This window comes from Phycisphaerales bacterium (genome assembly GCA_016716475.1).
Classification (GTDB): domain Bacteria; phylum Planctomycetota; class Phycisphaerae; order UBA1845; family Fen-1342; genus JADJWG01.
Genome location: JADJWG010000002.1, coordinates 631,141 through 656,543, shown reverse-complemented (window position 1 = coordinate 656,543; position 25,403 = coordinate 631,141). Strand labels below are relative to the sequence as shown.

The following is a 25,403-nucleotide window of genomic DNA, read 5'->3' as shown; positions in this document are numbered from 1 at the left end:
GGGGGGTTGGGTTTCGAGCGAGGGGCCATCAAACGCGGACGAACGATTACGAGCAATCCTGTTGATGGCCTGGAGACGTCAGATTCGAGTGTCACCCAGGGTTTTTAATGCTTGGCTTCGGGTCCGCAGTTTCTCCGTTGCGTGGTACGAAGAGGCGTCGGCATGGCTTCCGTGCTTTGCCGACGCGCGTCGGTCGTTCACAGCCCATCCTTGAGCAGCGTCGCCGACCGGGATCCACTCAGGGCTGCTCGACGGGGTGCCTTACACCTGCCACCCGTCGTTACGTCCGAAACGCCTACGACGACAGGTGCAGATTAACACGAATTCTTATGGGAGGAAGTGGTGATGCTTACCAATTTTCACATGATTGGGGCGTCACCAAGGAAATATGGGTTGTTCGTGTTTGTTGGACCGCTACAAATCGGTAATCTATCGCTTCATAACACGAGATGATGTTGTATCACATCTTTTTTCAATCCTGCTTTACACCTGCCTATTTTTACATTTTTATCCCGCGAATGCATTAGCGTATCCTCTAAGTGTCATGGACCCAGATTGCCATGACTCACCCGCCGGAGGATTTTCTTGAGCAGCAGGAAGTTCCGCCCGTCGTACCGGGTCACCTCGGCCGATACGATAAATTCCGTAAATCCTGCGGCGGCCTCACGTTCCATCGCTTCTCGCAATTGATTTGGAAGGATCTCCATCGAACGCAGCTTCGGGTCCGACGGCTGCAACTGGAACACAAACCGCGAGCGCTCCCCTTCCCGCACCAGCCGTCCACTCCGCTCAAAGACCATCGCCCCATCGGGCAAGAGCGGATTCCCATCCGGATCAACCGCGGGGGCATCCGACGCCACACCACCCTCGGGGGAGATCGCCGGTGGCCTTCGATCACGGTCCAGCAGACGACGGATCATCTCCGCCTGTGCCGGGCGCTGGTTGCCCGGGGCGTCGGCAGGTGCTGGCTGCGTGGTCGACGTTGGCGGCTCGATCTTCGGTGGTGGATTGACGGTCTCCTGGGCCCCTACCGCCCATACGACGATTAACAAACTCGCAACCCCTACCCCGATCCAATGTATTGGTCGCTTCATCTTCAGACGCTCCACTGGGCTCATGTGCTGCCGTACCGGCTCATCACCGTTCCGCTGCCAAGGTCATTCCGCACACGATGGCCACACCCAAGCGACCCACTCGCAGAACCATCGTCGATCTGACCGATAGAACCCGCGGTGCGCCGTGGCGGACGCCTTACCAGTGCAGGCCGGTTCGCGGCAGACAACCTCCAGGCAATAGCGTAGTCGACATGGAAGACGTCGTCATCTATGGCGCAGGGGGACTCGGCTCGGTCGTGGTCGACATACTCGAACACGCGGGGCGGTATCGTCCGGTTGCATTTCTGGATTCCGACGTTCGGAAACATGGTACGGAAGCCGCTGGACTGCCCATCGTCGGGGATCTTGCGGCCGTGGCGCAATTCCTGCGGCGTGGCGTACACAATGCCATCGTTGCCATCGGTGACAACGTTGCCCGAGTCGCCATCGCAGAGGCCCTGGCCGCTTGTGGCATGAGACTCGTATCTGCCATTCATCCGTTGGCGAGTTTTGCACTCTCGTCCCGGGTTGCCGAGCATGTCATCGTCGGTGCTCGGGTCAACGTCTGCGTTCACGCGCACATCGGTCCTCATACGGTTTTATCTGCCGGATCGATCGCTGAGCACGACAACGTTATAGGACGTGGTGTATTCCTCGAACCCGCCGTACGACTCGCCGGGGGCGTACACATTGACGACTACGTAACGCTGGGGGTTGGTGCCTGTGTGATCCCCGGCCGTTCGGTCGGTAACTGGTCCAGGGTTCTGCCCGGCGCGGTTGTCATTCGGGATGTCCCCCCGCACGCAACCGTCGGCGGCGTACCGGCCGTGGCTCATACGACTTCGCGTTTCGTACCCGAACCCCGCCCCCCTTATATGAGCCGCCTCGAACCGCCATGCGGATCTGCCGGTGCGCCGGCAGACGCAAGCCCGCTCCACACATTCACTGGCGACTAAGCACGACCTACGCCACGCTGACCTGCCGGCCGGCCCGACGCTTGCGGTTGATCAATTTACGACCGTTGTGGGTACGCATCCGGGCCCGGAAGCCGCACTTGCGCTTCCGCTTGATCTTGCTGATGCGATGGGGGTAATGCATACGTCACCTATCCTTTGCCAGCCGGCGGCCGGGACCTCCGGTACCGCACGGGTCCTATGCGAAGACCGTTGATTATGCCGCAACCACCGTCCGGCGCCAAGCGGGCACCGGGACGCTCAGAATCCGACCATCCGCGAACACGTCGAATGCCTGAGCGTGGATACTCTCCAGTAAGACCGTTATTAGCCGCACCAAGTCGGCGGGGGGATTTACGCCCACCAAACTGCTGATGACCTCGCGGGGACTTGCCTTCCTCACCCCTGACCCAACCAAGGTCGGCTTGGGCGTGATCCTTGCCTGGGAGCGTACTTTTGAGCCGAAAACCTGATTGACAGGCCGTTCACACGGTCCGTGACTGGACTGCTGCACGTTTCTTGTGAAGGTCCATGCCCGGCGGTGAATGGTGAAATCCACAACGACCTCCTCCGCCGTGACTCCCGGAAACCTGGGTGTGAAACCTGAGAAGGCGTTCGCCTTGGTGCCATCGTGTTGTACGATGAATAGGCGGCCCCGCGAGGCGGCGACGGAAGCTTTGGAAGCACGTGTGCCGCCAGCCATTATGGGTACGACTGGCCAAGGAGATCCCGACGATGCCCCCCAGGGCCCACCTACACCTTCTACTGGTCGCCGCAGTCTTATGCCTGTCCGCCGGTCACATCGCCCAGGCCGACCCGGTCTACGGTGAGATCTTTACCCTGCGGCAACCAGACGGCGCGGCGCTCCCGGTACGTATTTGGGGCGACGAGTTCTACTCGGTGGTGGAGTCGCTCGACGGCTACACACTGGTACGCGACCCGCGTACGCAGGTCATCTGCTACGCCGCGCTGAGCACGGACGGCACCGCCCTTGAGTCTACTGGCCTGCGAGCCGATGCCCCTCTACCCTTCGACCGCGCCTTACCCAAAGGGATTCGTATTTCCGCGCAGGCCGCGGCAGTACAGGCGCTGGCTGCACGAGCGCGCTTTGAGCAGGAGGGGCGCACGGAGATCGGTGCCGCGGATCGCGACGGCAACCCCCGCGGTCCGTCGCAGGGTGATGTCATCGGAATCACGCTGCTGATCGACTTCGTGGACGATGAGGGCACGATCGCGCCGGCCACGGTCACGAATTACTGCAACGAGCTGGGATACACCGGTTACGGCAACCACGGTTCAGTGCGGGACTACTTTTCCGAGGTTTCGGACGGGCGACTGAACTATACGAACTACGTCATGCCGGCTTACTACCGCGCGCTTCACCCGAAATCGTACTACACCGACCCCGAGATCTCGTTCGGCACACGCGCCCGCGAACTGGTTCGCGAAGCCCTTGAGCACCTCGCCGCCACCGGTTTTGACTTCAGCCAGTACGATGCGGACGGGGACGGCATCGTCGATGCACTCAACTGCTTCTACGCGGGTGAGCGCAACAGCGCCTGGTCCCAGGGGCTCTGGCCGCACGCGTGGACGATCAGCTTCCAGGCCAACGGCGTTCGGACACAACGCTACCAGATGACCGACATGCGCAACGAGCTGCGGCTCGCCACCTTCTGCCATGAGAACGGCCACATGCTGATGGGGTGGCCGGACCTGTACGACTATGGCGGCGAATCGTACGGCGTCGGCAAGTGGTGCATCATGGCTTCCAGCACGTCGGCCACGAATCCCCAGCACCCCAGCGCGTTCATGAAGGTGCAGGCGGGGTGGGCCCAGGTGATCGACCTGATCCTTCCGGCCACGGCCCAGCCCGTCCCGCACACCGGGAATGTGGTCTACCGCTTCCGCCATCCACTCAACCCGCTGGAGTACTTCCTCATCGAGAACCGGCAGAAGCTCGGCCGCGACATCGGCCTACCCGGTGCAGGACTGGCGATCTGGCACATTGACGAAGCCGGCAGCAACGATCACGAGCAAATGCTGCCGAACCAGCACTACAAGGTTTCCCTCGAACAAGCCGATGGCCGCTTCGACCTTGAGCTCAAAGCCAACCAGGGCGACGCTTCAGACCTCTACCGCGCGCCAGTCTTCAGGCGGTTTGCGGTCGATACGACGCCGGGTTCACGCTGGTGGGTGGGCGATGACTCCGGCCTCGCGCTCAGCAACATCAGTGCTTCCGGCGCCGTGATGACGTTCGACTACGATCTGCTGCTCGACTGCAACGGTAACGGGATTCCCGATGGCACCGAGATCCTCGCCAACCCCGAGCTGGACTGCAATCACAACGGACGGCCGGATACCTGTGATATCGCGCTGGGCCTCAGTCTCGACTGCAATGCGGATGGTGTCCCTGATGAATGCCAGGACTGCAATGGCAACGGCATCGCCGACGACTGCGAGTCCGCGACGGCCGGATTGGCAGGGGCGTATTATCGCAGCGTGGATTTATCGGGGGTACCGGTCGGTCGCAGCGATCCGATGATCGCCTTCAACTGGGGCAGCAACGCCCCGCTGCCCGGCTTCCCGCGCGACGGCTTCAGTGTCCGCTGGACCGGCTACGTCCGGACGCTACCGAACAGCGGCGTGTACACGTTCCTCACGCGTACCGACGATGGCGTGCGCTTGTGGGTCGACGGTCAACTGCTCATCGACAAGTGGGTCGACCAGTCCACGACCGAATGGACCGGGGGCATCGAACTCGCAGGCGACCGCGAATACGCACTCAGGATGGAGTATTTCGACAGTTCCGGCAGCGCAATTGCGGAACTGCGCTGGCAGGCGCCCGGTCGCCCGCGCACTCTCATCCCCTCTGAGAGTCTGCGGCCGACACGCGACTGCAACCGCAACGACGTGGACGACGGGTGCGACCTCGCGAGCGGGACGTCGCTGGACCTCAACCACAACGGCATTCCCGACGAATGTGAGACGCCGAAGCTCTGCCCGGGTGATATGAACTGCGACGGAGTGGTGAACTTCGCGGACATCGCGCGCTTCATCGAGGCGGTGAAGCTCCCCGGCCCCGGCGGGTGGGTGTTCGATCCGGACGCCGGTCAGTGCCTGTACCACAACGGTGACATGAATGGCGACGGCAGCGTGGATTTCGGCGACATCGGTGGCTTCATCGCCGCGATCAAAACCCCGAACCCGGTGCCGTGCCTCTCGGTACCCTGAGCGAGTCAGCCGCAGCGCTTAGAGCGTCAGTTCCAGTTCGATTTCATCGCGGAGCGGGATGCCCTCGTACCCGCGCGCCGGGATTTCCGGCTTGAGCGCGCGGGCGCGCGTCACCGAGTCACGGTGGAATTGTGCAAGCACGAAACCGCGTTTCTGGTAGAACCGCAGCGCTGGAAGATTGTCGTTGGTCGTGTTCAACCAGACGCGCCGGCAGCCGGCGGCGCGCGCCGCCGTCACGACCGCATCTAGCAGAGCCGAACCTACCCCCTGCCCACCCGCAAGACTGTCGAGCGTGATGATCTCCACCGCCGCTCCCTCGATGTGATACGTGGCAAGCCCAATCGGCTCGCTGTCGCGAAACGCACCGAAGGCGGGCAGTTCATCCGCCTGATGCACGCGGCCCGCGGAGACCATCCGGGTGGCCCGCCACCGCGCAACGAGCAGTCGACGCACCCAGGGTTGATCGTCGGGCGCAACGGCACGAACGGAGAGAAAGGACATGCGGATACCTCGGCTGGCTGCGGAAGCCCGCGAAGCGTACCGTTCTCCACCCCACCGCGAAAGGGCCTCCGGTGCCTACTTCCGCTGGTTCCGCAGGACGATGCCCGTGCGCGTGACGATCACGCGGTACTCAGTACCATCACGGTAATCGACCTCGACCTCATAGGTCCGGGTATCATTGTCGTAGTCCACATCATCGATGGTACCCAGCGGATGCAGCGCCACGATCGCCGCCCTAGCCGGACCGCTGAGGTCACGGAAATCGTCTTCCTGCGCGATCGGCAACCCGCACCCCGCCAGGGTCCAACCCAGCCCGACCCCAAGACACACCCACCACCCCTGTTTCCACATGCGCCTGTGCATCACCTTGCTCCTCCAAGGCCGCGAAACCCGCGCAGCACCCGCCACGCAACCGCCGCAATCCTTACGACCCGGCATTCTACCCGCCCAGTAGCTTGCCTCCCAGCCAGCCGAGCGCCGGGCGCGTCTATAATCGCCGACGGGCGTGAAATCGGCTGTTCGCTGGTTAGACTGTGCGAACGGATGGCATGGCAACCCGGGCGCGTACCCGCGCGTCGCCACACCGCTTAGCCCACGTGAGGCCAGCCCATGCGTGTCGCGATTTTCAGTGCGACCGGCTACGAGCGTTCTTTTCTCGACGCCGCCAACGCCCGCCACGGCCACGAGCTCATCTACTTCGAGCCCGCCCTGCGGCGAAATACCGCGCGGCTCGCCGCCGGGTTTCCGGCCGTGTGTGGCTTCGTACACGACGATTTCAGTGCGGGTGTGATGCTGGAATTGCAGCGGCAGAAGACCCGGCTGATCGCTCTACGCTGCGCCGGTTTCAACAATGTGGATGTCGAGGCGGCCGAGCAGCTCGGCATGACGGTGCTGCGGGTGCCGGCCTACTCACCGGCGGCGGTAGCGGAACACACGGTGGCCCTGCTGCTGGCGCTGAACCGGAAAATTCACCGGGCGTACCTGCGGGTGCGCGAGGGCAACTTCGCCCTGGACGGTCTGCTGGGTTTCGAGCTGGCCGGCAAGACGGTCGGCATCATCGGGACGGGCAAGATCGGCCTGGGCGTCGGCCGCATCCTGGTCGGATTCGGCTGCACGCTGCTGGGGTACGACCCGCATCCGGGCGCGGCCTTCACAGCCGCGGGGGGTCGATACGTTCCGCTGGATGACCTCTTTGCGCAGGCGGATATCCTCTCGCTGCACCTGCCGCTGACGCCCGACACGCGGCACCTGATCGACGCGGAAGCGCTGGGGCGCATGAAACGCGGCGTGGTACTGCTGAATACGAGCCGCGGCGAACTGCTCGATACGCGGGCGGTCATCGCGGCGCTGAAATCCGGCAAGGTGGGTCTGTTAGGGCTGGATGTGTATGAAGAGGAAACGAACCTGTTCTTCCGCAACCTGTCCGACACGGTGATTCAGGATGATGTCTTCGCCCGGCTGCTGACGTTTCCGAACGTGTTGATTACGAGCCACCAGGCGTTCTTCACGGAGGAGGCCCTGAGCCGCATCGCCGAAACGACGATGGAGAACCTGACACAATTCGAAGAGGGGAACATCGTTGCCGAGAACGAAGTACGCGCGTCGCAGCACTTCCACGGATAACGCGGCAGTGCCTCTGGTGCTCAGTCCCGTTCCGCCCCCGCGGTCGCGCGCAGCCAGAGGGTGTCCGCTGTCAAGATCACTTCACCACCGTGACAGTCCGCCGGTATCAGCACCGTATCCCCGGGCTGAAACACCAACTCGGCGTCCCACGGGCCACGCATTCGCCCGGTTCCTTCCAGTACCATCCACACTTCCATGTGCCCAGTTAGCAGCATGCCGCCAGCGCCTGCGGTGCTGCGGTACCTGTCCAGATTGAACGCCGGACAAGCCGCCATGCGCTCACCGCGCCCCGTCACCCCCGACACGATGCACGGCGACGGTCGCACCAGGGCTTCCGAAACATCGTACCGCGTATGCGCGAGCGTCTGATCGATGTGCAGCGCGCGGCCGACCCGGCCCCAGTCATACGCGCGGAAAGTGACATCCGAGGGCGTCTGCACCTCGGCCACCAGCAATCCCGCGCCGAGCGCGTGCAGCGTGCCGCTTGGCAGGTAAAAGCAATCCCCGGCCGCTACCTCCCACACCCGTAGTATTTCCTCCATCTGTGGTGTGTTCGCGGCGCGGCGCAGTTCCTCCGGGCCGACACCGTCGCGCAACCCCACGTAGAGCTTCGCGCCCGGGTCCGCCTGCACCACGTACCATGCCTCGTGCTTGATGCCCGGCCGCCAGGCCCCGTCCGGCGCCGGCTTCGGATGCACTTGCACGCTCAGGTTTTCGCGCGCATCGAGGAACTTGATGAGCAACGGAAAGCGGCCGGCGGCGGGCGGTGCGGCTCCGAGCAACCCGGTCCCCCAGCGCGTCACCAACTCCTGCAACGTAACCCCCTTGAGAGGCCCGCTACGAACGTGTGACTCACCTTCCGGAAGACTCGCGGCCTCCCAGGATTCGCCGATCAACTCGCCCGGGGGTAGCGCTTTTCCAAGGCAGGTGTTCAGGCGCCGCCCCCCCCAGGGTTTGGGCACCAACAACGGCTCAAAGATCACCGGTTGCGGACGGATCGGCATAAGTCACATCCTCAGTTCCACCCGCATCTTCATCTTCGGGAAACCAGAGGAACGGTCGGAGCCGTTCGATCGTCACCGTGCCGATCCGCGGCACAGCGTCGAGATCGGCGGGACGCTCGAAGGCGCGTCGCCCCCCGATGCCAGCACGATAGGCGATGATGTTCGCCGCCAGGGTCGGCCCTACGCCCGGTAGCAGTTCGAGCTCGGCCGCCGTCGCCGTGTTGGGGTCCAGCCGGAGTGTAAGCAGCGGTGCCAGCGGTGTGGGCACCCTCCCGCGCCCATGCCACGCTGCTACTTGCCATGCGGAGTGTGCCCCGAGGAGCAGCACCACGACCCCCACGGCGGCCCTGTATCGCGCCCGGTCCGCGCAGCGCACTCGCCCTATTTCGATGGGCTCATCAGCCGCTGGCGCATTGCCCCGAGACGCGTCAGCGCCGGCCGGGGTGAAAGATCCGGCCGCAGCAAGCCGCCCTGGGTCAGGATATTGTCGGGACCATCCACCAGGGGCTGAACGCTCACCGTTTCCACGTAGGGTTTCGACAAGGCCACCTGGCAGAGGGTCTCGAGCCATTTCGCCTGGTTTTCTTCCGACCATGCACCACCCCACTCTCCTCCACTGGCAACGGCGTCGTGTGCGGCGGGTTGCGCCGGTGCGCCCAGGGCCGTCACATGCAGCGGCTTGCCGAAGTTTGCCAGCTTGTCGATCAGTGCGGATACCTGGAACGGATCGCGCAGGTGATAACCGTCCGTTCCGATGCCAAAGAGAAATTGCAGGCCGAAGCCGTCAAAGTTCAGGCCGCTCTGCACGGCCATGTCTGCGTACAACAGCGGGGGCACAGTCTGCTGGTTGCGGGCAAAGTACTCCCCCCAGGGCTGTGTCACATCGAGCAGGATCTGAGCGCGGGGAGCGGACTGCTTGGTGATCGCGACCGCCATGCGCGTCAGTTCCATGGTCTGTTCGTAGCTGAACCCGAAGACGTTGTCCGCCTGCAAGCCGCTTGCCACGACCCAGTTCGACACCTGCTTCGCGAAGCGCTTCACCGTTCGCTCGATGTGATCGCGGGCGGCCTCGAAGATCGACTCGAAATCGTTTTCCCAGATGTAGAGCCAGTCCGGCACCGAGCTCACGTTAAACGCCAGCAGCGGGCCGCCGCGCACCGGCAGCTTCGCCGCCGCACACGCCGCGACCCACGCTTCGAGAGCTTCGAAGTTGCGGGCCTGTTCGGTGGGTTGAATCTGGCGCCATACAAACGGCAGATCAACAAAATCACAAACACCCGCAAGCGGCTTGAGCATCGCCGCGTTAACTGGCCCCGCCGGGAGGCGCGCCCCGAGGAACGGCTTCGCGAATCCTCCGGTCTGCTGCCGCCGCCCGAGGAACACATGGGCGTGGAATACGGCCATCTCTTCAGCAGCGCGTAACCCCTCGGCGAGCGAGGTGTCCGCATGGCCGGCCGCGATGGGTGGGTCGTCGGTCGTCTGCAGCGCCTGGACGAAGGCCTGCCGGCATTGCTCGATGTGACCGGAGATCTCGTCCATGCCGGAGTAATCAAACAAACCCCACTCCTCGCGCTTCACCGTGAGCCGCATCAATTGCTGCCGCGCCAGTTCGAGATGCAGGTTGTAGGGGCGCTCGCGCGCCGGCAAGCGCGTGGTCTGGAGCTGCACCGTGCCGATCCCCGGCACCGGCCAGAGTAGCGACAAGCCCACCGGGTCCTGCGTCCGCGGCGTGCAGCGCAGGAAACCGTCGTCCCAGCGGATCTCGGCGCGCACCGGTAACCCATCCACACCGACGAGATGAGCCCCCTGCAGGTCCGGCGGAACCCTTCGTCCATTCGATGCGAAGCAGACAAACCTGTGCACCGCGACCTGCCTCCGACCAGCACTGGGCGCGGATGCACTACGCGGCCGCGCCGACGCAGGCGCATTCTACGGCCTTGAGCCACTCGCTTCAAAGCCGGGGGGCGAACCCCCGCGGAACGGAGGAAGCAGGAACGGCACAAGGAGACGGCTACTCCGCCGCGGGCTGTACGAGCACGCTGACGTCCGCCGATTGCGCCCGGAATCCTGTGTACACGACCAGACGGAATGTGAGTTCGATGGGTTCGGTAACCGTCGGGGCGGTGAATTCGGCGATGGAGCCAAATGGACTCGGCTCAAGGGTAACACGGGGGCCGAAACCGGTCTGAATCCAGCGATAGCTCAGGCGGTCGCCCTCGGGGTGACTGGAACGACTGCCATCGAGCAGCACACGCTGGCCGGCAACGACCGCTGGTGTGACCTCGGCAGACGCATGGGGTGGCTGGCTGGCAATAGCCCGCAAAATGTCACCCAGCGTAGGCAGCAGCGGATCCTCACCATGCCGAATTTGCGCGACGTCTGGGTCTGGGGGGACGAAAGGGCAACCGCCTGGCAGTGCGAGCCCCGCTACCAGTGCCAGGGTCAAGTTTGCCGCCATCTGCCATCGGGTGGTCATCCCAGGTCTCCGGTTCCGCGGCCCCGGCATAGATCCCGCCACGCCACAGCGCGATCACACCTTCAGGACCTGTGCTGACGATCCTATCGGTCACCCTGTTCACCGACTGACCTGCCGAGTCATTTCCTTGCCCCTCTTTCAGACGCAGGACCGCACCCGGGTCTGGGTAATAAAAGACAGCGGGCCGGCAGCCCACGGTGGGTTACCGGCCCGCTGCACGATCTTCAGGGCTCCCGTCGCCGATGCGACAGGGTCACCGTTTCCAGGTCACACCCTTACGGGCAGACGCTGACGCACGGTGCCGGCGGGGCCTTCAGCAGCGCGATGAAGGGCGAGATGTCGGCGAAGTTGACCACGCCGTCGCCATTCGCATCGCTGTTGAGGTACGGACCGAAACCGGCCGCCAGGTTGCACGTCCAGTTGCCCGCGTTCCCTGCCTTGATCGCCGCGATGAACGGCGAGATATCGGCGAAGTTCACGAAGGTGTCACCGTTCGAGTCACCCGGGCAGACCTGCGGGGCGCTCTCGCAATCATCCGGGACGCCGTTCTGGTTCTGGTCGTTGGCCGGCGGGCCGATCACAACGCCCAGTGCAACATTGTCCAGGAAGAAATTCGTGAGACCAGTCCCGGTGGTAGTGGAGTCAAACCGCAGCGTGTGCGTGCCGCCGTTGGCGTACGCGGACACGTCGACGGTGACCAGCGTGTACTCGGCGTAGCTCGGTGCGTCGCTTTCGAGTGCCGAGAATACGACATTGCCGTCGATCGACGCCGTGAAGAAGTCCACACCGTTGCCACTGGCATTCGGGATCTGGAGGTAGAACGTGAGGAGCGCCGGCGGCTGGGCCGGGATCGTCACGACCTGCTCCAGCGAGCCGGTCTCCGATACGCCTTCGATGCCGCCGAACCAGGCCCACCACAGGCCATCCTGCGGGTTGAAGGCCGGATTCGACGTGCAGAGCGCCCGCGTGCAGAGCGGTGAACCGAAGTTCGAGGACGCTTCCGCCCACGAAGCATTCGGCGAACCACCCTCGAAGCTACCGTCCGCGACGACGTTCTGGATCGGCACTGCGCCGAGCTGGCACTCGTCCGGGATGCCATCGGGCTGGCAATCGTTGCTGAGGCCGACATTCGCCGCGCCGTACTTCGTCTGGCACAGCGGTGTCGCGTTCACATCGCAGCCATCCGGAATGCCGTTGCCGTTGCAGTCCAGATCGCATTCGTCGAGCACGCCGTTGCCGTCCGCGTCGAGCGTCGGGTCGAGGGCGATCTCGCACACGTCGAGGATGCCGTTGTTGTTGCAATCGAGCGCCGGGTTCTCGGCGATCTCGCAGGCATCATCGAGGCCGTTGTTGTTGCAGTCGAAACCGGCGCAGGACGTGCCGGTGCCGAGGTATGTGCCACCCTGCAGGAAGCAGTCGACCGGGAAGACCGCATCGGTGCAGTTCCCGCCGAGGCAGCAGGCGCCGACTTCGCACAGGCCGGACGGGACGATGTAGATGTCGAAGTCCGCGAGGCAATTCGGCGTCGGCCAGGTATCCACGACGAGGTAGTACGTGCCGGCCGGCAGCCCCACGCCCTCGAACAGGGCCTGTGTCGCGCTGCCGCTCGTGGCACCGTAGAGGCACGGTGTGCCGAGACACTGATCATTGATCGCGAAGCCCAGCCAACCCTCGGACGCGACGTTCGACTGGATGAGAATGTCCACGCACGTCGGCTGCGTGACAGTCAGGCGATAGACGATGTCCTCGCCGCCGTCGTACGAACCGAGGCACGAATCGTCGATGTCGTTGCCACGGCCGCAGGTGGTCTGGTTGGTGTCGGCATAGCCGCTGAAGCTGCCGTCGATGGTGATTTCGATCGGGAGATCGCAGATGTCACCGACGTTGGGCTGCGGGCAGGGATTGGGCTCGCAACCGGCACCTGAACCGAGGTAGGTTCCACCCTGGGCGAGGCAGTCCGCCGGGTCGGTGACCACGCAGGTCCCAATCCGCAGGCAGCACCCACCAGTGCCGGACTGGAGGTCGAACTCAAACAGGGTCGGTCCGCCACCTTCGCTCACGCCCCAGTCACCGAGCAGCAGCCAGTAGGTCTGGCCTGCCGACACGCCGAACGTCACCGACTCGGTGTTGACGCCACCGATGAAAATGTCGCCACAGCCAAGCTCGACGAGGTTGTTGCAGTCCGGCCCGGTGTACGCCGCGATCAACGCGTCGTAGCTCTGCGTCATGCTCGCGGTCGCGAGACCGGCTTCGGTCGCCGTGAAGACGAACCAGGCCGCATTCTGCGTTACCGTGGCCGAGGTGCTGTTGCAGCTCGGGGACGGCGGGCTGGGCGGACCAAGGTCGTTGTTGAAGAAGTAGCTGAACGGAGCCGCCGGAATGGCGATGGCCGTATCGCAGGTGGACGCATAGGGGCAGGGCGTACTGGCGCACGACGTGCCGTCGCCACCGTAGGTGCCTGAGGAGGCGCCGCAGTCGGCCGGGGTCGTCTCGACGCAGCCACCGGTCGGCAGGCAGCAGGCACCCACGCACGGGTTGACCGGATCGCAACGCGAGCCGTCACCTTTGTAGATACCGCCTGCGGTGAGGCAGGCCGCTTCCGTAATGCCGGCACCATTGTTGTCGTCGCAGGTCGCACCCAGGCAGCAGGCGCCGAGCGGAGCAGCCGCGACGATGTTGACCGTGTAGTCCTCGGTCTCGCCCCAGGTGTAGGTACCACAGGGCAATACGAGACTCGCGTCCGAGGTTTCACGGCAGACCACGCGCATGCGCGTCGTTCCGGTCAGCGCTCCCGGGGGCACCGTCAGCGTACCCGAGAGGATGAACGGGCAGTTACCTGTGCCGCCCACGTGGCCGCCACTGTACACCAGCTCGTTCGCATCGAACACGAAGTTCTTGTTGATGTCGATCCAGATCTTCACCTGCTTGGCGTAGCAGCCCGACGTGGTCGCGTTGTTGGTGATGACCTCGACCGCTGTGGGAGAGCCAACCGTCAGATTGATCGGGCCGATGGCCGTGAAGTCACTGTAGGCGACCGGGTTAATCCCGCTGTAGTTGACGAAGCTGCCGACGGTGACCTGCTCGATGAGCGAATCCGCGGTGCTCGTCGCGTTTGAAGCGCAGTAAGACGTGGCCGCATTGACCACGTTCACTTCGACCTCGTACGCCTCGAGGAAACCGGTGTCGGTCTTGCCCCAGATCGGGACATAGATCGTGCCCGGTCCGACAAGGTTGCTGGCCGTCAGCCGGGGGGCCGTGCCGCCGCCGCAGGTCGGGAAGGCGGCGGTGAATGTCTGGAAAGCGCTGCAGTCCGCGCAGCTCGTGTAATAGGCAATTCCGACCGTGCCCCAGACCGGGGGACTGCCGGGCTGGCAGAAATCGAGCGTCACGTTGTTGGAGGCGTACGGCAGGTTGATCGCCAGCCAGGTTGCCTTCCAGTTCAGTACGCCCGGGCACTGGTACGCAGCACAGGTGTTGTTGCCCGCGACCACCTGCGGGAACGGACCGTTCACGGCCGTCGCCGTAGCGCACGAGTTGTTGGCCGGTGGCGTGCATGGGTTGGTTGTGCACTGGCCCGTGACGTTGCAGTCACCCGGCACCGTACCGCCGAAGCCCTGCGTGCAGAGCACGTTGTCAAACGTGTCCAGGATGTAGTACGAGCACTCGCTGGGGTAGCCGGCGGCATTCGGGGTAAACACGGTCGTAATCGTGTCGCCCGTATCCGCACTGAAGTTGATGAACAACGGACCGCGGCCGTCGGCGACCGTCATGGTGTACGAACCGACCGAATTCCCGTTGACGAAGACCTCGACGAAATTCACCGGCACGCCGCTGTCATTCGTCCAGCCATCGCCGTAGGAGTCTTCGAGCACGATCCGGTGATTACAGGCGCGGTCACCACCCGGCCGGGGGTCAGCGCCACTGCTCCCGGTCAGGAACTGGACGAAGCCGCCGGCCCGCGCGCTGTATTCAGGGACCGACAGCGCAGTCGCGTTCGGAGCCGCAAACAGCACCGGTTCCCCGGGCTTGGACTGCCACACGTCGGCTTCCCGGTCCTTGAAATCCGGCGAGTTGCGGGTGGCTTGTGCATCAACGCCGCCGGGCTGCGCCGGGGCCCGCCGCGCTGTGGACGCGCCGGGTACGTCGGCGAAGACGAGCGTGCTACAACAGAGCACGGTGCCCAACAGGGCTAGTCTCCTCATCTGACTCATCCGCGTTTCTCCCTTTCCCAATGCCCCGCGAGCGCTGACCCCGAGATCGGCGACCGCGACGGGCCCTCGTTACGACTGTCACTCGACCGGGCGGGCTCCTCCCGCTGCGGCCCTAAGTAAACGGGCCTGCGCACCCATCCGGGAACGCCGACCCGCTTCATTGGCAAACTCAGTTGCAATAAGTCACCCCGACACAAGCATGTGAAACCTGTGACTGCCGGGTTGGCGTACCGGGGCAAGGGCAGATTAACCGCCTCCACCGAAGCGAGCCCCCCGGCATTGCGGCACGCAACCAGGAAATTCTGCACGAACAACCCTTATGGACAGGCCCTGCGTAGTGCACTTGGCATTGGACATCGACGACGATGTGGCGTAAGCCGTGCACCGAACTCACGCCGGCCACATGCCATTAGCTACCAACGTCGCCGGACGGCCTTTCTTTCTCATCGCCTGCCGCCCGAAGAAACTTCAGGCCGCCTGCGACCGGCGCCGTGCGACCCTACTTCGCATGAGCACCGCCAGTACCGTCAGAAGCCACTCCCTACGTCAATGTCCGCCAACAACTGCACGGCGCTTGAAAGCGCAAGATTTGCAGGACATGCAGCGTCAGCTAAAGCAGGTGTCGCTTCTTTCGCCCTGGCACCGTGGCCGGTCGCCGCCGCGTGCAAGCGGATTTGCGCACCAAGATGCTTCGCAAACCTCGCATACCACTACTATTACGCGGACCCGTCGCCGCTGTCAATCCAAGCGTGTTTTTAAGGACGAAAGTGCAAGGACGAGGTTGCTTGCTGAAGGTGCGACCGGAAGCGCGGAGGATGCCAAGCACCGTGCCGTGTGGCAGCCGATAACTTCCACTCATACCTCGTGAATGAAACCGTACAGTGCGCTGCAACCGCAGCACGCAGCGCTGTCGGCCGCACACCGCGGTGGTGATCTCAGGGGTTCCCCGGCGATCGGAATCCGCGTCTGAGAAATTCCGAATTACGGGTGGCAAATGACTTTCGCAGGATGTCCACGGTATTGCAAAGTCACTCCGGCAACAGCATTGGATTCCCGCCGTCCGTAGTTTCGATCTTGAGCCGACCTTTGGTTATGGGACTCTAACGAAGTGCGCAAAAAAATGCTCAAGTGTGGGGCCGACAGGCCGGGGGGGAAACCTGTACGTGCCGCGCGCCACTTGAGCAAGGGAAGTGTAGACCGGTCCGACACAGAAAGCAAGCGCGTTCCTCATATTTACATAATACGTTATATAATAAATATTTGCGCATTGCATGGAAGGCGACGAGAACGCTCTCATGAGACGTTTCAGGGCCCGCAGCGGGATCTCTCCCACTCAGTGCGAGGTTCTCCAGCGCTGACGGGATGGCGCAATACTTTCCACTTGTGAGGCACAACTCCCGACGCGCGGGTTTGCATCCCGGGCTCGCACCTCTCGGTACCATGGTTGGCGCAAGAATGATCACCCGCTACCGGTGAGAGTGATCACAAGCTGCCGGGAGGTGCCACATGCGGCCACGCTGGTTCCTGCTCCTGACCGTGGTTCCCCTGCTGATGGCGGGCTCGTGCCCGCATGATCGATACGTCATCCGCATGCGCAGCGTGGAGGATGGCCTGGTGGAACGACGACTCGATTGGTCGCGCGAAGGGGAAGACGAGCCGGTATCCGGCGAGCGCGTAGCGCCACGGTTGCGCGCGGCCTACGGCACGGAACCCGTTGTACGTCCCGACGGCGCCAGCATTCAGGCGCGTTTCGCGTCCGAACTCCCAGGCGACATCTGGAATTCCGAGCGCATCAATCGCGGACTCGTCATGCGCCATGCGGCACCCGGCGGCACGACGCTGCATTACATGGAGCGCATGCGTGGCGTGGATGATCCGGGGGCACAGTGGAAGAAGTTCACGGCGGCGCTCGATCTCGCGGTACGCATCCTGAAAGCGGGGGTCGCAGCCCATCCGGAACTGGCCGACGAACCCGCGGCCCGCGACCGCCTGATCCGGTGGATCGAGACCGAATTCACCGACGACCTGCTGAGCGCCACGCTCCTGCTGCGCGATGGCTTCGGGCATCTCATTGCACTCGCCCATGCGGGCTTTGAAAACGACGGCGTACTGGCTGAGCACAGCATCTCACCCGGTGGACGCATCGCCGATCACGAACTGGCGCGCGCCATGCTCTGGCTGCTGGACCGTGGCTACCTGCGCCCGGAAGAGGCCGCCCGCCTCAACCTCAACCAGGACCAGTTCTGGGAGACCCTGCTCTGTGGCGCCGTGCGCAAGGCCGCCGTCGCTCTGGGCCACTCAGCGGATGGCCCCTACCCCCCGTGGCTGGATCGGCTGCGCCACAATCCCGGCGCACTCGATGATGAGATTCTGCTACCAGGGCGAACTGCGCTCGGCCTGTCCGAGGAAGCGTTGGTGGCCGCCTTCAATGTTGTTCAACCGGATTTCTCGTTCGGTCCGCAGGTGCGCATCGAGTGGGAACTCGCGGTCGAACCATTGGCGCACAACGGCCGGTGGGAACCCGGCGATACAGCCGGCACGCTCGTGTGGGAATCAAGTCCCACAAAACCCGAAGCCCTGCCACCGCGGGTCCTCTACGCGTTTTGGGTACAGCCCGACGAGGCGTGGCAGTCTGCCCATCTGGGGCGCACCGTGCTGACCGGCCAACCGCTGCACACCTATCTCGCGTGGCACGCGGGACTGACGGCCGAGAAGCGTGGGGAGTGGGACCGCTTCGCAGGCACACTGCGGCCCGGGCCAGAACTCATCGGGCAACTGACGACATTCCGTTTTCATCCTGCCCCGGAGAGTGAGGGAAACGAGCACCCGACGACCGCGCCCGTCGCCCAGGACGAACCCCTGCCGGGTGCGACGTTGCTGCTCGATGCTCTGCGCACTGCCTTGCAGGAGCCGGGGGCCCCAGATGCCGAACACTCCGGCACGACACCAACGTTGCGCAGTCAAGGTGGTTGAAGTTGAAGTGGGAGAGGCAATTCACGCGTGATCCTACGCCACGCCGTGGCGTACAACCACGTTGCCCGGCAGTCTCTTCACACGCCCTTTCAACTCAAGCGTCGTCAGTGCTGCCAGGACTTCGCCCGCTGGCAACTCGGCCAGCCGGATCACCGCGTCCTGCAAGAGCGGATCGAACCCGAGGACGTCGAAGACACGCTGTTCCGCCACCGAAAGTGGCACGGACGGACCGGAACCAGGTGGCGACTTCCGCGCCGCACCTGCGGGTGCATCCGTTCCGGTGGTCTTCTCGTCCATCCGTGACGGCGTGATGTCGGTCGACCGCCCCGATCGGGCGGCCCGCGCGGCGGAATAAGTGGACTCGGGCAGATCCAGCACCGGCCGCATATGCACGCCGACGTCACCAAGCTCCGCGAGCACATCTTCGAGGCAGGTCACCAGCTTCGCGCCGCTGTCGCGGATCAGTGCATTGGTTCCCATCGACATGGGATCCTGTACCCGCCCCGGTACGGCGAAGACTTCGCGGTTGTATTCGCTCGCGAAGCGCGCCGTAATCAGGGCGCCGCTGCGGTGCCCGGCCTCGATGACGATGGTTCCGAGCGTCATCCCGGCGATGATCCGGTTACGGCCGGGGAAGTTCTCCGCCCGTACGGAAGCCGCGATGGGCAGTTCACTGATCCAGGCGCCGTGGTCGAGCAGTTTCGCGGCCAGTGCCGCATTCTCAGGCGGATAAATCGCATCCAGGCCGCGGCCCATGACCGCCACGGAACGGCCGCCCGCATCCACAGCCCCGTGGTGGGCAAATGCATCAATCCCCCGGGCGAGGCCGCTCACGACGGTAAAGCCCGCACCGGCAAGCAACTCCCCGAACCGGCGCGCCTGCTCGCTGCCATAGAGGGTACAGCGGCGACTGCCGACAATTGCTACCGCGATGGCATCCGTCGGCCGTAACTCGCCCTTCACGAAGAGTACGATGGGGGCATCGGGGATCTGCCGCAGCCCGGGTGGGTAGTCCGCATCCGCCCGACACACGATCCGCACGCCGTGTTGCTCGGCCGCCTCCAGTTCCTGTTCGACCACGGCGTTGTCCCGGGCCCGGAGAATGTTTTCCGCTTTACCCGGGCCAATACCTGGTACCAATTGGAGTTCGGAAGCCGTAGCCGCACCGGCGCGCTCGGCGTCGCCGAACTGGATGAGCAGGCGGCCGAAGGTCAACGGTCCGATGCCGTCGATCAACGCCCAGCGCAGGTGTGTGCGGGCCGCCGCGGATATGACGCTCATGCGTCCCTCCCGGAACTGGCGCCTCCGTTCAAAGTCACTGCTTAGTCGGCAGCATGGCTCCACGGCGACTGCGTTGCAAGCGCGGTGCCCCGCTGCGCGTTAACTCCGCCCGGAAGAATGGCCAAAAACCGCACATTGGCGGCCAGCCGGCCGGCCATGGATCATGCGCACCCGCCCGGGGCGCCGAAGCGATCTGCCCAGCCCCCCACCGCATCCAGGAATGCCGCCGGTTCCGGCTCGAACTCCAACGTGTGACTGGTACCGGGAAACAGATGGACGCGTGCGGCGTGGGCTGCAACCCGTTGCACCCACGCAACCGTGGGCTCGTTGCGGATGATGCGGTCGTACTCGGCGAGGTATAGTGTGACCTCGGGCGCCAACGCACGGCGCGGCGCGGACTGCACCGCGCGATCCAACTGCAGGGAGTGAAAGAAAAAACGCGCTGTGGCGTGGGTCAACTTGTCGGTGTCCGCGGCGATGAACTCCTGAGCAGCCGGGTTCGCGGTGAAGAGCGCCGGATCTGAGAGGGGGATCTCGAAGGGCGCCGCAGGGCGAAACAACAGCGCCGTGGCAATTCGCAGGCGTACTGCCCAGCCGACATCCACGGCCGCGAAGATCCCGGGCGTGACCAATAGCAGGCGCACAGGCCGCAGGCCGGCGCAAGCTCCAGGCCGCGGCCAGCTTGCCCCCCCAACTCACTCCGACGATTCCCGTTTCGACGCCGGGCCAGCGTGCCTGGAGCGCGCTGTACAACTCGTCGAGATCAGCGAGCCAGCGCTGCCCGGAACGTACGTCCCCCCGTGGAGGCGCATTCCGCCCACTCCCGCGCCGATCCGGCAGGAGGACGGCGATGCCGCGCTCGGCAAGTACAGCGGCAGAGGGCTCAAACCAACCCCCGTGCGATTGGATGCCATGCAGATAGAGTACCGCTCCGCGTAGCGGGACATCCGGCGGTGGCTGCCAGAGGCGGCCGTGCAGGGTGTAGCCGTCCGACATACGCCATGCGTGCAGTTCGGGCGGCAAGCGAGGTGGGCGCATCGCTTGCTCTACAGTTCGCTCTGATCGAGCACGCGGAACTTCTTGGCCTGCAGAACCGGGATCGAAGCTGGCAGGTTGTCGACTTGGATCGCAAGGCACGGTTGCTGGGTGCGAGGTACGTAGACGGTATACACGTAGTTGATGTTGACCTCGGCGGAGATGAGGGCACTGCAGATGGTCAGAATCCCGCGTTTACCGGTCGGCAGCTCGACCACGAGGATCTCGCTCTCGCTCAGTGGAAAACGGGCGTCGCTGAGAATCTGCTGAGCCAGGTCAGGATGATCAACCAGCAGGCGCACGATCGCACAATCGACCGAGGCATCGACCGAGAGCCCGAGAATATGGACGGGCTCGTCTTCCAGCAGCCGCGTGATCCGCAGCAATTGTCCGACACGGTTCTCAAGAAAAATCGAAAGCTGGCGACAATGTGGAAATTCGCTGCCTTCGGCCGTCTGAAAGGGTTCGACATTCATGTTGAATTCGCGCCGCCGGACCAAGGGATTGTGAACGGATCCTCTAGCTGCGAGGGTAGCAACCCGGCTCCGGCCTGTACAGGGGAAAATGATGATGGCGTTACAAGCTCGGAGGTCACGTTATCATTCGTGCGGGCGCTGAGCCCGTGGTGCCATGATCCAATTTGCCTACCCCATGCTGCTTTGGGGGCTGCTCGCCCTGACGTTGCCGCCGATCGTGCATCTGCTGCTGCGGCCGCAGCCGCGCCCGCTGAGGTTCCCCGCGCTGGCACTGATGCGCACGGCGCTCACCAGCGGTCAACGCGCACATCGGGTACGCAACCTGTTGCTGTTGTTTACCCGTGCCGCACTGCTGGCGACGGCGGTACTGCTGCTCGCCGGCCCTAATTGTCGCACGGCGGGAACGGACACCCTTGATGGAAGGTCAGGTCCCCAGTTACTGATCATCGACGATGCCGTGCGCATGCGGGCCCGCCCAGAGTACTCCTCAGATCGGACGTTTCTCGATGAGGCCCGCGCCCAAGTCATGGAATCCCTGGTTCAACTCGGCTCCGGGCCACCCTCGCGGAGCTTGGCCGTGCTCTACAGCGGCGATCAGGTCGGCGCTGTGCTCACCCGCGCGATCGATGTCCTTACCGCCGAGCTGCGCGCCCCCCATCCCCTGCCACCGCATGCGCGACCCCTCACGGGGGCCTTGCGAGCGGCGGCGCGGCTGGCACTGTCCGAACCCGATGGGGTGGCAGAGCTACTGATTCTCACAGACGGGGGGCGCGGGGCCTGGCGTGAAGTCGAGCCGGCGTTACTCGCCTCTTTGCGGAAGGTGCGGGTGAGGGTCGTGATTCCTGCTACCCCTTTGCCGGGGAACATCGGTGTCGTCCGTGCGGAAGCGGCAACACGACGGCATGCCAGCTCGACACAGGTACCGGTGCTGGCGAGTGTCAGGGGCAGCGGCGCAGCCACGACCGCACGCCTGGTCTTACACTTTGGCGGTGCGGCGGTAGACCGCAGCCCACCTGTTGAGGTCCCGCCAGGTTCGGTCGCCACCGTCACGTTGCTGGCGCCACCTGCCGGCACCGGCCCACACGGGCTGGTTGTGGCGGCAGAGCCCGAGGACGGACAACCATTCGATCAGCAGTACTTTGTGGCCCTTGAGCGTGCCCGGACGCCTGAAGTTTGGATTGTCCCCCCGTCAGGAGCGAACGATACCCATCCCGCAACCGCAATTTTGAAGAACATGCTCGCACCAGAGACACTTCCGGAAGGACGGCAGCGCGTCCGGGCTGAAGTACTCACGTTACCCGAAGTCTCGGCGCGACTCTTCGCCGTCACGGGAGAGTCAGGAGCCGCTGCGCGCGGCAATCAGGACTACAGCGAGGTAGAGATACCAACGCTGCTCGTACTCTTTGCCGGCCAGGAGTGGGATCCCACTATAACGGAGGGTCTCATCGCTCTGGTGCAGCGTGGTGCCTCCCTCTGGCTGGTACCCGCCGAGGCAGACGGGGAGTGGCCGGGGTTGCGCAGCTTGGTCGCAGAGGAACAACCCCAGCCCGAGCTCCTCTCGCCGGCCACCGGCTGGTATTGGGACCCACGTGTGCCGTTGCCGCTCTCACCGGAAGAACAGGGCATGTTTCAGTGGGTCCGAGCCCACCGGCGTTTGCGCATCACGGGGCCCGTTCCCGAGACCCGGATCGCCGCGACATTTCGGGATGGATTGCCGGCGGTGCTGTACCGGTCCCTCGGAGCCGGTCGCATTACACTCCTGGCGACCGGGGTAGACCCCGAGTGGAGTGATCTCGGTACCCTGGCTGCACCGTTGTTGCTGTGGTTGCACCGAGAGGTGGAGTCGTTGGTGGGCCCCCCAACCGCGACAGCCGCCTTCCTGGCACACGCAGTGGCGCGCGACGTGTTCACGGCCCTGCCTACCACGGGCCTGGTCCGTGTCACTCGCCTGGACCAGTCGGGTGAGTCTGTCGCCTGGATCCGGTTGGAGCATGGTGTTCCACAATCAAATTGGCCGACGGATGCTGCCGGCCTCTACGGCGTGAGCATGACGAGCAGAGCCGCGCCCGATGTGGTCTATGCAGTGAACTGGCCTACCGACGAGTTCGATTCGTCACCGATCACCGTGGCAGAGCTTCGTACCCTGCTCGGCCATGAGGATGTGGAAATCGTTACGGTCACAGAAGGATTCGTGCATGACGTTGTGGGCCGGCAATCCGGCCGGGGCTCACCCGATTTGGCCATGCTCCTCGCCACTGCCCTGTTCGGCCTGTTCCTGCTGGAGATGCTCACGGCACGTACACGGACCCGTGTGGAGCGGGCCCCCAACACGGAGCGCCCATAGACGGAAAGCAAAGAACCCGCGTCACCACACCCGATGACGCGGGTTCCCGAAGGGGGACACGACAGCTTCCATCTCCAAGGATGCAATATGTCCGCGGAGCGGGGTAAGCGCGGGACGAATTTTTGTGAAGATTCCTGGCATGCGGACCGACATGCAACGGTCGCGCTTGGCAGTGACCCGTTACCCACTCTATTATCGCGGCATGCGCACACAAATTCACGTGAAAGATGGTGTATTCGGCCCCTCCGCCCCGAGGTTCGTCTCCAACGCCATTCGCGTGGCCCACCGAGCCCGCTACTTGTCCGTCGGTGGCCTGCTGATCTTGCTGGCAGGTTGCCAGGCGCCCCTGCCGCCCACCAGTCCTACGCAGCGGACCCTGCAGATCCCGGACGTGCCGATCTTTGTCGACGACGCGGTATCGGTCCTGCGACAGATTGACCTGCTGCCGGAATATGTGGATCGAGCCAGCGGGTTGATCGTGACGACCCCCACGACCAGCGGGCAATGGTTCGAGTTCTGGCGCGTTGACGCACCGGGCGGATACCAGGCCCTCGAATCGAGTCTGCACACCATCCAAAGGCGCGTAACTGTCGAGGTGCTGGCTCGCGAACTGAGTTTCGGCCCACCCTCCGTGCCGGACAACTTCTCGACCGCTGCGGAGTCGCAGGACGCCGGGCGTCCTGCTGCGGATCATGAAACAGATACACCGAACACCGTGTTCACCGTGCGTGTTCAAGTGGAGAAGTTCCGTTTGAGCGTGCCAGAGCGGCAGATTACCACGGCCTCCGGTGCGCTTCGGATCTTCGACGAGGATACCCCGACCGTACGCGGAGATCGTGGGGCGCGCAGCAATGCTCGCATCTGGGTACCACTCGGGCGGGATGCCCTGCTGGAAGAACAATTGCTCGAGCGCTTCGCACGCCTGCCGGGTATCACAGCGGTGGACAGCCCGACAGCCGTGACATCTTCCGCAAACGAGCAGCGCTGAGGATCAACGCGCGGCGCTACGGCACCGGCATGAACTCCGCCAGTACACTGCGCCGCATGGCCCGTAACTCTGCCGCCTGTCGCTCCCCGGGGGTGGTCGATGTGCGCGCAGCCCGCAGGTCAAAGATCGATTCGTAAGAGAACCATGCAAAGTCGCGGCCGGTGTCGCTCGCAAGCTGCATCTGCTCACGCAACCCGGCCGCGGTTTCGAGCATGTAGACCCCCAGGCCGGGGATGACACGCTGACCGGGTGCTGCGGCTGCATAGCTCGCGATATAAATTGCAAGCGGTGGCGTGGTGCGGGTGTACATCATCGGGGCAATGGCATCGACGAGTCCACTGCGAACCCAGTGGGCAGCGTTCTGCAAATACTCGCGATAGGCCACGTCTGGATGCCGCCACACCGCGGCAGTCAACGTGGCGCCGGGGCGCACCTCGTCCATCACGTCCCGCACAGCCGCAACCAAGCGTGTGATCTGGTTCGCGCGCCAAGCGTCCCAGGCGATTCGGCTGTCCGTGGGGCGGCGCCCGGTTTCGTGGGCGTAAAGTGCCAGTGTAAGCGGATCCTGCGGATAGCGTGTCAGCGCTCCGGGCTGGTCATCCCAGACGTAGCGCACGTAGTCGAGGTGGATACCGTCCACGTCGTAGCGGGTCACGATCTCGCGAACAAGTGCGGCGATGTGATTGCGAACCGCCGGTAGGCAGGGGTTGAGCCCCACGTAGTGGGAGTTCAGGGCCTGGGGTGCACCGGTGGCGTCGCGCAGGAACCAACTTGGCCGCGCCCAGTAAAGGTGCGGTGGCTCGAGGTTCTCCGGTGGCGGGACCTGACCCGCCCAACCGGTCAAGGTATTCACCCACGCCTCGATGCGCAGGCCGCGGGTGTGGGCACCCGCCACGGCGACCGCAAACGGGTCAAATCCCGGATCATCACGGCGGTACTCGCGTGTCCAGGGTTCGAGCCGTGACGGATATGCGACGGAGGCATCGCCCCGTACCTGCCAGTAAACCGTGTTAAAGCCGGCCGCGACACAGTTGTCGAGCACACGCTCGATCGACGCCGCATCGTCGTAGTGAAAGCGCGCGACCCACACGGCGCGCGTCTGGGGCGGCAGAGGCATCGGACTGCGCCGGCTGTGCGTCGCCTGATCGGAATTTTCGCCCGGAGAAACGTTCCGAGGTGCATCGCAGGCGCTGGAAATCAGCAGCAGGACAGT

Annotated in this window: 18 protein-coding genes and 1 pseudogene; 6 read left to right on the top strand and 13 right to left on the bottom strand. The window is 64.2% G+C overall.

Annotation, left to right across the window (positions count from 1 at the left end):
* Positions 1-542 precede the first annotated feature (542 nt).
* The gene (locus IPM18_10415) at positions 543-1,094 is read right to left on the bottom strand and encodes a hypothetical protein (GenBank protein MBK9119994.1); all 552 of its coding nucleotides are present in this window, start codon (positions 1,092-1,094) and stop codon (positions 543-545) included.
* A gap of 212 nt (positions 1,095-1,306) precedes the next feature.
* Here IPM18_10415 and IPM18_10410 point away from each other — a divergent pair, with 212 nt between their 5' ends.
* Entirely contained in the window at positions 1,307-2,050 is a 744-nt protein-coding gene (locus IPM18_10410) for a NeuD/PglB/VioB family sugar acetyltransferase (protein MBK9119993.1), read from the top strand.
* 7 nt (positions 2,051-2,057) lie between these two features.
* Here IPM18_10410 and rpmH read toward each other — a convergent pair whose 3' ends face one another.
* Positions 2,058-2,192 carry a 50S ribosomal protein L34 gene (gene rpmH, locus IPM18_10405; GenBank protein ID MBK9119992.1) on the bottom strand — a complete coding sequence of 45 codons (135 nt, stop codon included), beginning with the start codon at positions 2,190-2,192 and terminating at the stop codon, positions 2,058-2,060.
* Between the two features lie 590 nt (positions 2,193-2,782).
* Between rpmH and IPM18_10400 the strand changes: the two genes are divergently transcribed.
* Entirely contained in the window at positions 2,783-5,278 is a 2,496-nt protein-coding gene (locus tag IPM18_10400) for a M6 family metalloprotease domain-containing protein (protein MBK9119991.1), read from the top strand.
* 18 nt (positions 5,279-5,296) lie between these two features.
* On the opposite strand, the gene IPM18_10395 is transcribed toward IPM18_10400, so the two are convergent.
* Together IPM18_10395 and IPM18_10390 are read right to left on the bottom strand one after the other, a co-directional pair.
* Complete coding sequence (locus IPM18_10395) at positions 5,297-5,779, bottom strand: GNAT family N-acetyltransferase (protein MBK9119990.1); 483 nt, start codon at positions 5,777-5,779, stop codon at positions 5,297-5,299.
* Between the two features lie 75 nt (positions 5,780-5,854).
* Complete coding sequence (locus IPM18_10390; protein ID MBK9119989.1) at positions 5,855-6,142, bottom strand: hypothetical protein; 288 nt, start codon at positions 6,140-6,142, stop codon at positions 5,855-5,857.
* Between the two features lie 246 nt (positions 6,143-6,388).
* Here IPM18_10390 and IPM18_10385 point away from each other — a divergent pair, with 246 nt between their 5' ends.
* On the top strand, positions 6,389-7,402 hold the full coding sequence (locus IPM18_10385) for a 2-hydroxyacid dehydrogenase (GenBank protein ID MBK9119988.1): 1,014 nt from the start codon (positions 6,389-6,391) through the stop codon (positions 7,400-7,402).
* Between the two features lie 20 nt (positions 7,403-7,422).
* Here IPM18_10385 and IPM18_10380 read toward each other — a convergent pair whose 3' ends face one another.
* The 4 genes from IPM18_10380 to IPM18_10365 all read right to left on the bottom strand — a co-directional run bounded on the left by IPM18_10380 (position 7,423) and on the right by IPM18_10365 (position 15,084).
* Positions 7,423-8,406 (bottom strand): class I mannose-6-phosphate isomerase, encoded by a 984-nt coding sequence (locus IPM18_10380; protein MBK9119987.1) that lies wholly within the window; start codon positions 8,404-8,406, stop codon positions 7,423-7,425.
* Complete coding sequence (locus IPM18_10375) at positions 8,375-9,001, bottom strand: helix-hairpin-helix domain-containing protein (GenBank protein MBK9119986.1); 627 nt, start codon at positions 8,999-9,001, stop codon at positions 8,375-8,377. Before IPM18_10375 ends, IPM18_10380 begins: the two co-directional genes overlap by 32 nt.
* Positions 9,002-10,417: 1,416 nt before the next feature.
* Entirely contained in the window at positions 10,418-10,882 is a 465-nt protein-coding gene (locus IPM18_10370) for a hypothetical protein (GenBank protein ID MBK9119985.1), read from the bottom strand.
* A gap of 275 nt (positions 10,883-11,157) precedes the next feature.
* Entirely contained in the window at positions 11,158-15,084 is a 3,927-nt protein-coding gene (locus IPM18_10365) for a hypothetical protein (GenBank protein MBK9119984.1), read from the bottom strand.
* 1,515 nt (positions 15,085-16,599) lie between these two features.
* Between IPM18_10365 and IPM18_10360 the strand changes: the two genes are divergently transcribed.
* Positions 16,600-18,066, top strand: a complete 1,467-nt coding sequence (locus IPM18_10360; GenBank protein ID MBK9119983.1) for a hypothetical protein — start codon at positions 16,600-16,602, stop codon at positions 18,064-18,066.
* 33 nt (positions 18,067-18,099) lie between these two features.
* Here the strand turns inward: IPM18_10360 and dprA are convergent, their stop codons facing one another.
* The 4 genes and pseudogenes from dprA to IPM18_10340 all read right to left on the bottom strand — a co-directional run bounded on the left by dprA (position 18,100) and on the right by IPM18_10340 (position 20,858).
* On the bottom strand, positions 18,100-19,347 hold the full coding sequence (gene dprA / locus IPM18_10355; protein ID MBK9119982.1) for a DNA-protecting protein DprA: 1,248 nt from the start codon (positions 19,345-19,347) through the stop codon (positions 18,100-18,102).
* Between the two features lie 161 nt (positions 19,348-19,508).
* Complete coding sequence (locus tag IPM18_10350) at positions 19,509-19,952, bottom strand: alpha/beta hydrolase (GenBank protein ID MBK9119981.1); 444 nt, start codon at positions 19,950-19,952, stop codon at positions 19,509-19,511.
* Positions 19,953-19,977: 25 nt separating this feature from the next.
* Positions 19,978-20,385: pseudogene (locus IPM18_10345) on the bottom strand (alpha/beta fold hydrolase).
* Between the two features lie 8 nt (positions 20,386-20,393).
* The gene (locus IPM18_10340; protein MBK9119980.1) at positions 20,394-20,858 is read right to left on the bottom strand and encodes a hypothetical protein; all 465 of its coding nucleotides are present in this window, start codon (positions 20,856-20,858) and stop codon (positions 20,394-20,396) included.
* 154 nt (positions 20,859-21,012) lie between these two features.
* On the opposite strand from IPM18_10340, the gene IPM18_10335 reads away from it, so the two are divergent.
* Together IPM18_10335 and IPM18_10330 are read left to right on the top strand one after the other, a co-directional pair.
* Positions 21,013-23,202, top strand: coding sequence for a BatA domain-containing protein (locus IPM18_10335; protein ID MBK9119979.1), 2,190 nt, complete (start codon positions 21,013-21,015; stop codon positions 23,200-23,202).
* A gap of 139 nt (positions 23,203-23,341) precedes the next feature.
* The gene (locus IPM18_10330; protein MBK9119978.1) at positions 23,342-24,190 is read left to right on the top strand and encodes a hypothetical protein; all 849 of its coding nucleotides are present in this window, start codon (positions 23,342-23,344) and stop codon (positions 24,188-24,190) included.
* Between the two features lie 16 nt (positions 24,191-24,206).
* Here IPM18_10330 and IPM18_10325 read toward each other — a convergent pair whose 3' ends face one another.
* Complete coding sequence (locus IPM18_10325) at positions 24,207-25,307, bottom strand: family 10 glycosylhydrolase (GenBank protein ID MBK9119977.1); 1,101 nt, start codon at positions 25,305-25,307, stop codon at positions 24,207-24,209.
* Positions 25,308-25,403 lie beyond the last annotated feature (96 nt).